Below are 11,348 nucleotides of genomic sequence, written 5' to 3' on the forward strand. Positions count from 1 at the left end.
GGACCGGCGGTCCCGCGGGCCGCGACACGGCGCGGCGCCGGCGGGTGGTGGTGACCACCGGTGCGGGCATCTGGACCTCGGGCTGCTTGGGCACCTCGACGACCACCGGAGCGGGCGCCTCGACGGCGGGCGGGGCACCGGCGGCGCGCTTGGCCGCACGACGCCGCGGACGGGCCGCGGGGGGCTCGGCGGCGGCCACGGGGGCCTGCGCGACGGGTTCCGGCGCGGCGACCGGCTGCGGGGCCGCCTCGACGGCCTCCGCCGGCTCCGCGGCCTTGGGCTGCTGGGCGCCGATCCGGCCCGTCACAGCGGGCTGCTGGGCACCGATGCGGCCCGTCACGACCGGCTGCTCGGCGTCCGGCTTGGGCTGCTGCGCGCCGATGCGGCCCGTCACGGCCGGCTGCTGGGAGCCGATGCGCCCGGTCACGACCGGCTGCTCGGGTTCCGGGGCGACCGGCTCGACGAGCTCGTCGGCGGCCTCCTCGATCACCTCGGGCTCGGCGACCGGGTCGGTCTCGACCGGCTCCGGGTCCTCGGCGACCTCGTGCGGCACGTGGCCGTTGAGCGCCTGCTCCTCGACCACGACCGCGTCGACGACGGCCTGCGGCTCCTTGTCGCGCCCGCGGCGACGGCGGCGCCGACGGCCGTGGCCCTCGTGCTCCTGGTCGGCCGCGACGGCGTCCTCGGAGGTGTCCTCGGGCTCGCCCGGCTCGACGACCTGGGGCTCGACCGGTGCCTCGGGGGCCTCGACCGCGGCCTCGGCCACCTCGGGGGTCTCCGCCGCCTGGTCGCCGCCCTTGTTGCGGCGCGACTTGCGGCCGCCGCCCTGCTGCTGCGCCTGCTGCTGACCGCCGCCACCGCCGTGCGAGTGCACTGGCTCGGTGGACACGACCACGCCGCGGCCGCGGCAGTGCTCACACGTCTGGCTGAACGCCTCCAGCAGGCCCGTGCCGACCCGCTTGCGGGTCATCTGCACGAGACCCAGCGAGGTGACCTCGGCCACCTGGTGGCGCGTGCGGTCGCGGCCGAGGCACTCGGTCAGGCGGCGCAGCACCAGGTCGCGGTTCGACTCGAGCACCATGTCGATGAAGTCGATGACGATGATGCCGCCGATGTCGCGCAGCCGGAGCTGGCGGACGATCTCCTCCGCCGACTCCAGGTTGTTGCGGGTGACGGTCTCCTCGAGGTTGCCGCCCGACCCGGTGAACTTGCCGGTGTTGACGTCGATGACCGTCATCGCCTCGGTGCGGTCGATGATCAGGTAGCCGCCCGAGGGCAGCCAGACCTTGCGGTCGAGCGCCTTCATCAGCTGCTCGTCGATGCGGTACTCGACGAACGCGTCGTTGTTGCCGACGTGCTTCTTCAGGCGGTCCTGCAGGTCCGGCGCCACGTGGCGGACGTAGCCGTCGATGACGTCCCACGCCTCGTCGCCCTGGACGACGAGCTGCGCGAAGTCCTCGGTGAACAGGTCGCGGACGACCTTCACCAGCAGGTCCGGCTCCTCGTAGAGCAGGGTGGGGGCCTTGGTGGAGGTGCTCTCGGACTTCTCCTTGATGACCTTCCACTGGGCCTGCAGACGGGTGACGTCGCGGCCGAGCTCCTCCTCGGAGATGCCCTCCGAGGCGGTGCGGATGATCACGCCGGCGTCCTCGGGGACGACCCTCTTCAGGATGTCCTTGAGGCGCTTGCGCTCGTTGTCCGGCAGCTTGCGGCTGATGCCCGTGGCACCGCCGCCCGGCACGTAGACCAGGAAGCGGCCGGGAAGGCTGATCTGGGTCGTGAGGCGCGCGCCCTTGTGGCCGACCGGGTCCTTGGTGACCTGGACGAGCACCGAGTCGCCGCTGGACAGGGCCTGCTCGATCTTGCGGGACTTGCCCTCGAGACCGGCGGCGTCCCAGTCGACCTCACCGGCGTAGAGCACGGCGTTGCGGCCGCGGCCGATGTCGATGAACGCGGCCTCCATGCTCGGCAGCACGTTCTGCACGCGGCCGAGGTAGACGTTGCCCACGATCGAGCCGGTGCCCGACGACGTGACGAAGTGCTCGACCAGCACGCCGTCTTCCAGCACGCCGATCTGGGTGCGGTCGCCGCGCTCGCGGACGACCATCGTGCGGGCCACGGCCTCGCGGCGGGCCAGGAACTCGGCCTCGGTCAGCACCGGGGCGCGGCGGCGACCGGCCTCGCGGCCGTCGCGGCGGCGCTGGCGCTTGGCCTCCAGGCGCGTGGAGCCGCGGATGCTGCGGACCTCGCTCTGGGCGGCCTCGGAGTCGGCCTTGTCGTCACGCGCGTCGCGCACGTGCACGACGGTGTTCGGCGGGTCGTCCTCGGACGTCACGTCGTCGTCCGCGCCGGTCTTGCGGCGACGGCGGCGGCGACGGCGGCGGGTCGAGCCCTCGTCGCCCTCGTCCTCGGTCTCGTCGGCGGCGTCGGCCTCGGTCTCGACGTCCTCGCCCTGGGCGTCGTCGGACTCGTCGCCGCCCTCGGCGTCGGTGCCCTTGCCACGACCGCGGCCACGGCGGCCACGGCGACGACGGCGGCGGCTGTCGTTCTCGTCGTCCGCGTCCGCGTCCGCGTCGGCGTCGGTCTCGGCCTCCGCCCCGGCGGCCTCGAGCTCGTCCGCGGCGATCTCGCCGACGGACTTCTCGTCCTGCGCCGGCTCCTCCTCGACGACGAACGGCGAGACCGCCGCCTTCGGCCGTTCGATCGGCTGAGGCGGCAGGAACACCGCGTTCGGCGCGGCGAAGATCGGCGCGAGCGCCGGTGCCTCGAAGGCGGGCACCGCCGGGGCCTCGTAGTCCTCGGTGACTTCGCCGGTGACGACGTCGTCCCAGTCCACGAGGGTCTCGGCGACCTTCAGCGCGACGTCGCGGCTGACGCTCGACTGCGCGCTGCGGGCGACCTCACCGAGGTCGGCCAGCGCCGTCATCACGTCCTTGCTGCTGACGTCCAGCAGCTTCGCCAGCGCGTGCACCCGCAGCTTGTCCGGCAGGTCCGCGAGCTCAGGGCGTGCGGCAACCACACCCTGCCCGCCGGTCCCACCGGCGGGCTTTTCCGTGTTCGACATGCAGCTCCTCCACCCCCGGGCGCGTCCCGTGAGGACGCGGCCGCGCAGGGGCCTCTCTTGTCTCTCTCCACCGCTGCTCGCGGCGGGAATCCTTGCCTCGCGCGCAGCGGCGTGGCGCCTCACCGGGCGCACGCTTGCGCAGGTCCCACGACGACGCCGCTGTCAGCGTCGCTCCTCCTGTTTGCGACGAGGCCGGCGTCCGGCGCTCGTCAGGACTCCTTGTCCTGCTGGAGCGGGTCCACCAGCCTGCCTTCGTCGTCGAGCCGTCCCTGCGCCATCCGGGTTGCTCTCGCAGGTACCGGCGGCACGAGGCCGGCGACGACACGAAGCGCATTCAGCACGTCGTCGGGTCGAACGGTAGGCGTTACCTGCCGCACGACCGTCACGAGTATCCCACACGGTCGTGACAATGCGGTGTCATCGTGTCCGGCGTCGCTCGAACGTGGTTCGACCAGTGCCGACACGACGGCGGGACGCACGTCGATGACCCTCTTGCCGTCCTTGGTGAGCCGCTCCACCTCGACCGCGTCGGCGGCGAGCAGGGCGCGCACCGCCTCCGCGAGCGCGTCCGGCTCCACTCCGTCGAGTTCGACGCGCCACTCGCTCGCGTCGATGCGCTCGGTGAGGTTGCCCCCGGTGGACTGCACGACGTCCACCACGTCGATGCCGGGCGGCAGCGCCTCGTCGAGCGCGGCCTTCAGCGCCACCGGGTCGACCCGCTCGACCACGGACACCTCGACGTACTCCGCCTCGCTGGCGACGCCGGTCGGCGCCGCGCCGACCCACGACACCTTCGGGTGAGGGCTGAAGCCCTGGGAGTACGCCATGGGTACGCCTGCCCTGCGCAGCGCACGTTCGAACGTGCGAGCGATGTCGCGGTGCGAGGTGAATCGCAGCCTCCCCCGCTTGGTGTAGCGGAGTCGCAGTTTCTGCACGGCTGCGGCAGACGGGTTGTTGGGCTGGTGGCGGCTCAGGGGTGCTCCCAGGAGGTGTTCCGACGGGTGAGCGGTCCCATCGGCGCAGGCTGTTCGTCCGGTAGGACGGTACCGTGAACTTGATTCAGAACGTTCAGCTTGTCTAGATCGTTGCGCGTGGTTACGGTCCGGCTGACTGGACGCCCTGCCTACCTGGAGGTCACTGGTGCCTCTGCTCCACCGCGCCAGAGCGGCGGCGATGACCGTGCTGCTCGCGGCAGGGTGCCTGGCTGCCACCACGCCCGCCGGTGCGGAGCCCAACGCCCCCGCCTGCATCCAGCCGGGGCCGGTGCTGCGCTACCTCGTGGTGTTCTCGCAGTTCACGACCCAGGAGGTGGCGAACGCGGAGATCGCCGCGGCCTGCGGGTCGACCACCGTCTACTACCCCCAGATCGGGGTCGCGGTGGCCACGTCGCCGGACCCGTCGTTCCTCGAGCTGATCGGCCCGCAGCGCGCGTACAGCGCCCAGGCCGAGAGCATCGCCAAGCGCTCGCCGAAGCGGAAGAAGGACGAGACCGAGCTCTTCCGCCCGTCCGGGCAGCGTTCGGGTGAGCAGTGGGACATGGATCTCATCAAGGCCCCCGCGGCCCACGAGATCACCACGGGGTCGAAGTCGGTCGTCGTGGGCGTGCTGGACTCCGGCGTCGACGCCGGGCACCCCGACCTGGCCGCCGCGCTGGCCCCCGAGCTCTCCGCCGGCTGCCTGACGGGCAAGCCGGACACCTCCCCCGCCGCGTGGACCCCCACGACCTCGGCGCACGGCACGCACGTCGCCGGCACCATCGCCGCCGCGGACGACGGCCGGGGCACCACGGGCGTCGCGCCGGGCGTGCGGATCGCGTCCGTGAAGGTCGTGGACGACGACGGCTTCATCTACCCCGAGTACGCGGTGTGCGGGTTCATGTGGGCCGCCGCGCAGGGCATGACCATCACGAACAACAGCTACTTCATCGACCCGTACCTGTTCACGTGCCAGAACGAGCCGGGCCAGCGCGTGGTCTACGAGGCCGTGCGCCGTGCCGTCGACTACGCGACCTCGCGCAACGTGCTGACGGTGGCCGCCGCGGGCAACAACGCGGCCGACCTCTCCCGCACCGGCCGCGACTCGGTGTCGCCGACGAACGGCGACGCGCAGACGCGTCCGGTCGACTCGACGTGCGTGGTGCTGCCCGCGCAGCTCAAGAACGTGGTCGGCGTGTCGGCGGTGGAGTCGACGAAGACCAAGGCCGGGTACAGCTCGTACGGCCTGGGCGCGATCGACGTGACGGCACCGGGCGGCAGCACGCGGGCGCCGAACGGGTGCGTCCTCTCGACCGTGCCGTCGGGCTACGACTACTCGTGCGGCACGTCGATGGCGACCCCGCACGTGTCCGGGGTTGCGGCGCTGATCGCGTCCGTGCACCCGGACACCGACGCGCTGTCGCTGGGGCGGATGCTGAACGCGCAGGCGCAGACGCTCGCCTGTCCGGCCGACTACGACCTGAACGGGACGGGCGTGCAGGACGCGTTCTGCACGGGCTACTCGGAGTACAACTCGTTCTACGGCCACGGCCTGGTGGACGCGCTGGCCGCCGTCACGAAATGACGTCGTAGGCCCTGAGCCGGACCATCAGCGGCAGGCCGTTGTCCTCGACGGTGCAGCCGATCTGCACCGACAGCGCGTCGGTGCGCCAGCCCCGGACGTGCCCGTACGGGTACCACTCCTCGAGCTCGGCGACCTCGGCCGCACCCGGCAGCCAGCCGTGCGCGCGGGCCTCGAACAGCTCCTGCAGCGCGTCCAGCCGCGGCTTGGCCAACGCCTCCAGCCGCTCGTAGTCGCCGCGGTCCTCGTCGTCGAGGTCGAGCTCCCACTGCGCGAACGTCAGTTCCCAGACGGTCGTGCCCTCGTGGTCGTCCACGCTCGAGATGACCTCGCCCAGGTCGAGCCCGGCCGTGGCCGCGGCCAGGCCCGCCTCCGTCCAGTCCTGGCCGGACCGGAGGAGGCGCAGCACCTGGTCGAGCACAGCGGCGTCGCTCACCCCTGGGTGAGCGACGGGTTCTTCACCGGCGAGCCGACGCCGACCGGGGAGATCGGCAGCAGCTTGCGGCCCGTCGGGCCGACCTCGATGTCCGTGCCCATGGCCGGGCAGACGCCGCAGTCGAAGCACGGGGTCCAGCGGCAGTCGTCCTGCTCGCGCTCGTCGAGCGCGTCCTGCCAGTCGGCCCAGAGCCACTCCTTGTCGAGGCCCGAGTCGAGGTGGTCCCAGGGCAGGACCTCCAGCTCCTCGCGCTCGCGGGTGGTGAACCAGGCGAGGTCGACACCGAACGGTTCGAGCTGCTCGGCGGCCTGGGCGGTCCACCGGTCGTAGCTGAAGTGCTCGCTCCAGCCGTCGAACCGGCCGCCGTCGCGCCACACGGCCTCGATGACCTTGCCGATGCGGCGGTCACCGCGGCTGAGCAGGCCTTCGATGAGGCTCGGCTTGCCGTCGTGGTAGCGCATGCCGATGTTGCGGCCGAGGCTGCGGTCGGCGTTGACGGCCTCCCGCAGCTTCCGGAGCCGGTCGTCGACCGTGTCCGGGTCGCACTGCGGGGCCCACTGGAACGGCGTGTGCGGCTTGGGCACGAACCCGCCGATCGAGATGGTGCAGCGGACGTCGTTGCGGCCGCTGGCCTGGCGTCCGGCGCGGATGACGTTCTTCGCCATCTCCGCGATCTGCAGGACGTCCTCGTCCTCCTCGGTCGGGAGGCCGCACATGAAGTAGAGCTTCACCTGCCGCCAGCCGTTGGAGAACGCGGCCGAGACCGTCCTGATCAGGTCTTCCTCGGACACCATCTTGTTGATGACGCGGCGCATCCGCTCGCTGCCGCCCTCGGGCGCGAACGTGAGGCCCGAACGCCGCCCGTTGCGGGACAGCTCGTTCGCGAGGTCGATGTTGAACGCGTCGACGCGCGTGCTCGGCAGGCTCAGGCCCGTGTTGGTGCCCTCGTAGCGGTCGGCGAGGCCCTTGGTGATCTCGGCGATCTCGCTGTGGTCGGCGCTCGACAGCGACAGCAGGCCGACCTCCTCGAAGCCGGTGGCCTCCAAGCCCTTCTGGACCATGGCGCCGATGCCCTCGATGGACCGCTCGCGCACCGGACGGGTGATCATGCCCGCCTGGCAGAACCGGCAGCCGCGCGTGCAGCCGCGGAAGATCTCGACGCTCATCCGCTCGTGGACGCTCTCGGCGAGCGGCACCAGCGGCTGCTTCGGGTACGGCCACGCGTCGAGGTCCATCGTGGTCCGCTTGAACACGCGGAACGGCACCCGGTCGCGGTTCGGCACGACGCGCTGGATGCGGCCGTCGGGCAGGTACTCCACGTCGTAGAAGCGCGGGATGTAGACGCCACCGGTCTCGGCGAGCCTCGTCAGCACCTCGTCGCGGCCACCGGGAGAGCCCTCGGCCTTCCAGTTCTTCACGATCTCGGTGATCTCGAGGACGGCTTCCTCGCCGTCGCCGAGCACCGCCGCGTCGACGAAGTCCGCGATCGGCTCCGGGTTGAACGCCGCGTGCCCACCGGCGACCACGATCGGGTGGTCTTCGGTGCGGTCGGCCGCGTGCAGCGGGATGCCGGCGAGGTCCAGGGCCGTGAGCATGTTCGTGTAGCCCAGCTCCGTCGCGAAGCTGATGCCCATCAGGTCGAACGCCTTGACCGGCCGGTGCCCGTCGACCGTGAACTGCGGGACGTCGTGCTCGCGCATGAGCTTCTCGAGGTCCGGCCACACGGCGTAGGTGCGCTCGGCGAGCACGTCCGGCAGCTCGTTGAGGATCTCGTAGAGGATCATGACGCCCTGGTTGGGCAGCCCGACCTCGTACGCGTCGGGGTACATCAAAGCCCAGCGCACGGACGCCGCGTCCCAGTCCTTGACGGTCGCGTTGAGCTCCCCGCCGACGTACTGCACCGGCTTCGAGATCCGCGGCAGCAGTGGCTCCAACCTGGGGAAAACAGACTCGACACTCACGCGACCAGAGTAACGGCCCCTCCGGAGAGGGGCCGAATCGCGTGCCACCAGGGGGGTGTCGATCAGTCCAGCAGCAACTTGCCCAGCCGCCGCGCGGCCACGACCGTGCCGAAGGCGGCCAGCACGGCGAAGTAGGCGAGGTGGCCGAGCATGCCCCAGCCGACGACGCCCAGCGTGAGCCCGCGCATCAGCTCGATGGCGTGGTAGAGCGGCGTCCAGGTGACCACGGCCTGCAGCCAGCCCGGGTAGACCGACAGCGGGTAGAACGTGGTCGAGAACAGGAACAGCGGCAGCACCGCGAGCTGCACGAGGTCGAAGTCCTGCCACGACCGCATGAACGTGGTCGCCGCCATGCCCACCGCCGCGAACGCGAACGCCACCAGCAGCGCCGCGGGCAGGGCCAGCAGCGCCCACGGCGAGGCGATGAGCCCCATCCCGAGCATCACGGCGAGGAACCCCGCCGAGTACAGCCCGCCGCGCAGCAACGCCCAGAAGATCTCGCCGATCGCGATGTCCATCGGCCCCATCGGGGTCGTCAGCATCGCGTCGTAGAGCTTGATGTACTTGAACTTGAAGAACACGTTGAACGTCGCGTCGTACACGGCCCCGTTCATCGCCGACGCGGCCAGCAGCGCGGGCGCCACGAACGCCGCGTAGGTGATCGGCCGCCCGTCCGGCCCGGCCACCGACGACACCATCTGCCCGAACCCGAGGCCGAGCGACCACAGGAAGAGCAGCGGCTCGAAGGCCCCGCCGACCAGCACGAACCAGGCGCGCTTGTGCACCACCGCCGACCGTTCGACGAGCATGCTCGCCCTGCGCCCGTAGAGCCCCGGCGGGATGACCCGCCACAGCAACCCGACGCTGGCGGGTTTCGCCTGACCGGCGCGGTCGAGGGTCTGCGTCATGTCACACCGCCAGCCTTCGGTGGAAGAACTTCACGCCGAGGACGATGCCCACGGCGACCAGCGCACCGAGGTACGCGATGTGCCCCAGGGCCGGCAAGAGGCCCAGGGTGCCGAACGTCAGCCCGCGCGCGAGCTCGATGCCGTGCCACGACGGCGTCAGCCACACCACCGGCAGCAACCAGCCGGGCAGCTGGCTGACCGGGAAGAACGCGCCGGTGAACAACGTCATCGGCATCAGCACGAACCGGAAGATGTTGTTGAACGCGTCCGGCTTCTCCAGCGTCGCGCTGTAGGCCACCAGCGGCGCGCTGAACGCCAGCCCCGCCAGCGCGGCGAGCGGGACGGCCAGCAGGATGCCCGGCCCCGCGGCAGCCCCGAGGGCGAAGGCGACACCGACGAACACCGTGGCCCGCAGCAACAGCTGCGACCCGATCCACATCGTCTGCGAGTAGAGCACCTGCGCCGGGGTGATCGGCGTGGACACCATCGCGACGAACGACTTCTGCCACATGAACTGCGACATGACCGGGAACGTCGACTCGAACGTCGCCCCCTGCACCGCCGTGACCACGACCAGCGCGGGCGCGAGGTACTGCAGGTACGGCACGCCGCCGATCAGCGCCGTCGACTGCACCTGCGACCCGAACCCCAGCCCGAGCGCGACGAGGAAGAGCACCGGTGTGAGGAACCCCGACACCACCGTGGCGCGCCAGTTGCGCCGGTACCACGTCCAGGTCTTCTCGAACCCGTACCAGGAGGCCTTCAGCGTCTCCATCAGTCCACCAACGTCCGGCCGGTGAGCCGCAGGAACACGTCCTCCAGCGAACTGCGCCGCACCAGGCTCTGCACGGGCTGAACACCGCTCTCGTGCACCTTCGCGAGCGTGTGCTCCCCGTCCGGCGTGTAGAGCAGCAACCGGTCGGGCAGCACCTCGACCCGCTCGGCGAACCGCTCGAGATCCGGTTTCTCCGCCCCCGGCCGGAACCGCAGCTCCAGCACTTCTCTGGTGGAGTACCGGCTGATCAGCTCACTCGGCGACCCCTCGGCCGCGATCCGCCCGCCGTCCATCACGACGAGCCGGTCGCACAGCTGCTCCGCCTCGTCCATGTAGTGGGTGGTGACGATGAGCGTGACCCCGTCCTGCTTCAACCGGAACAGCCTGTCCCACAACAGGTGCCGCGCCTGCGGGTCCAACCCGGTGGTCGGCTCGTCGAGCAGCAGCAGCTCGGGGTCGTTGACCAGCGACCGCGCGATCGTCAGCCGCCGCTTCATGCCCCCGCTGAGCGGCTCGACCTCGTGGTCGGCCCTATCTCCGAGCTGCGCGAACTCCAGCAGCTCCGCGGCCTTCTCCCGGCACGCGGCCCGCGACATCCCGAAGTACCGCCCGTAGATCTGCAGGTTCTGCCGGACCGTCAGCTCGGTGTCGAGGTTGTCGAGCTGCGGCACCACCCCCAGCCGGGCGCGAATCCGCGGCCCGTCCCTCTCCGGGTCCATCCCCAGCACGGCGAGGTCCCCGCCCGTCCTCCCGGACACGCACGAGATCATCCGCATGGTCGACGACTTGCCGGCCCCGTTCGGTCCGAGGAACCCGAACGCCTCCCCCCGCCGCACCTCGACGTCGATGCCGCGCACGGCCTCGAAACTCCCGAAGTGCTTGGTCAGAGCCTTGGCCTCGACGAGGTTCTCCACCGCACCGACGTTAGCCAACAGGTCTGACACTTTTCGACGCAATTACGATCGCCGCATGCCGGAACTCCGCTGGCTCTCGGAAGCCGACGACACCCTCCGCACCGAGATCCACGCGGTCGTGCACGACGTGGTGGCAGCAGGCGGCGCCGTCGGCTACCACTCCCCACCGTCGCAGGACCGCGTCTCGGCCTGGCTGGACATCATCCTCAAACAGGTGAGGGACGGCGACGCGGCCTTCGTCACCGCCGTTGTGGACGGTGTGACCAGAGCAGTGGGCGCATGGCGCCGCGGCGGCACCGCCGTCTTCCAGCACCGGGTGGAAATCCAGCAGATCATGGCCCACCCGTCGGCACGCGGCCTGGGCCTGGGCCGCCTGGTGGTGCAGGCCTTGGTCGACAACGCGAGGGCGGCCGGGTTCGAGATCGCGATGCTGGGCGTGCGCGGCAACAACCACGGCGCGATCGAACTGTACGAGAGCATCGGCTTCCGGGAGTGCGGCCGCATGCCGAACGCGATCGCCGTGGGAACCGAACGGTGGGACGACGTCTGGATGTTCCTGCCGCTCGGCTATCCGGAGGGGACAGTCCTCAACGGATCGAAGCCGGGCGGCCTGGGCAGCAGCCCGCGCAGGAACGGCTGAGCGAAGCCGAAGGCGAGCTTGCTTTTGCTTTTGAGCGCAGCTCTCAGCGGTGGGTGCCCCGTCACGAGTCGCGCCACAGCCCTCGCTGCAACGA

The 11,348-nt window shown here is 71.1% G+C and carries 9 protein-coding genes; 2 read left to right on the forward strand and 7 right to left on the reverse strand.

Annotated features, from left to right (window positions below; translation table 11 throughout):
• Together ACFWGZ_RS33930 and ACFWGZ_RS33935 are read right to left on the reverse strand one after the other, a co-directional pair.
• Positions 1-3,064: translation initiation factor IF-2 N-terminal domain-containing protein (locus ACFWGZ_RS33930; RefSeq protein ID WP_382455673.1), on the reverse strand; the 3,064-nt coding region annotated here is incomplete at its 3' end.
• A gap of 209 nt (positions 3,065-3,273) precedes the next feature.
• Complete coding sequence (locus tag ACFWGZ_RS33935) at positions 3,274-3,999, reverse strand: TIGR03936 family radical SAM-associated protein (protein ID WP_382455674.1); 726 nt, start codon at positions 3,997-3,999, stop codon at positions 3,274-3,276.
• Between the two features lie 205 nt (positions 4,000-4,204).
• On the opposite strand from ACFWGZ_RS33935, the gene ACFWGZ_RS33940 reads away from it, so the two are divergent.
• Positions 4,205-5,623: a S8 family serine peptidase gene (locus tag ACFWGZ_RS33940; RefSeq protein WP_382455675.1), complete on the forward strand. Its 1,419-nt coding sequence runs from the start codon at positions 4,205-4,207 to the stop codon at positions 5,621-5,623.
• On the opposite strand, the gene ACFWGZ_RS33945 is transcribed toward ACFWGZ_RS33940, so the two are convergent.
• The 5 genes from ACFWGZ_RS33945 to ACFWGZ_RS33965 all read right to left on the reverse strand — a co-directional run bounded on the left by ACFWGZ_RS33945 (position 5,613) and on the right by ACFWGZ_RS33965 (position 10,614).
• Positions 5,613-6,056, reverse strand: a complete 444-nt coding sequence (locus ACFWGZ_RS33945; RefSeq protein WP_382455676.1) for a hypothetical protein — start codon at positions 6,054-6,056, stop codon at positions 5,613-5,615. The two genes, ACFWGZ_RS33940 and ACFWGZ_RS33945, sit on opposite strands and share 11 nt — an antisense overlap.
• Positions 6,053-8,017 (reverse strand): TIGR03960 family B12-binding radical SAM protein, encoded by a 1,965-nt coding sequence (locus ACFWGZ_RS33950; RefSeq protein ID WP_382455677.1) that lies wholly within the window; start codon positions 8,015-8,017, stop codon positions 6,053-6,055. The genes ACFWGZ_RS33945 and ACFWGZ_RS33950 overlap by 4 nt, the downstream gene beginning before the upstream one ends.
• A gap of 62 nt (positions 8,018-8,079) precedes the next feature.
• Complete coding sequence (locus tag ACFWGZ_RS33955; protein WP_382455678.1) at positions 8,080-8,925, reverse strand: ABC transporter permease; 846 nt, start codon at positions 8,923-8,925, stop codon at positions 8,080-8,082.
• 1 nt (position 8,926) lies between these two features.
• Positions 8,927-9,700 (reverse strand): ABC transporter permease, encoded by a 774-nt coding sequence (locus tag ACFWGZ_RS33960; protein ID WP_382455679.1) that lies wholly within the window; start codon positions 9,698-9,700, stop codon positions 8,927-8,929.
• Positions 9,700-10,614, reverse strand: a complete 915-nt coding sequence (locus ACFWGZ_RS33965) for an ABC transporter ATP-binding protein (protein WP_382455680.1) — start codon at positions 10,612-10,614, stop codon at positions 9,700-9,702. Before ACFWGZ_RS33965 ends, ACFWGZ_RS33960 begins: the two co-directional genes overlap by 1 nt.
• A 55-nt stretch (positions 10,615-10,669) precedes the next feature.
• On the opposite strand from ACFWGZ_RS33965, the gene ACFWGZ_RS33970 reads away from it, so the two are divergent.
• On the forward strand, positions 10,670-11,254 hold the full coding sequence (locus ACFWGZ_RS33970) for a GNAT family N-acetyltransferase (protein WP_382455681.1): 585 nt from the start codon (positions 10,670-10,672) through the stop codon (positions 11,252-11,254).
• Positions 11,255-11,348 lie beyond the last annotated feature (94 nt).

This window comes from Lentzea sp. NPDC060358 (assembly GCF_042725365.1).
GTDB lineage: Bacteria > Actinomycetota > Actinomycetes > Mycobacteriales > Pseudonocardiaceae > Lentzea.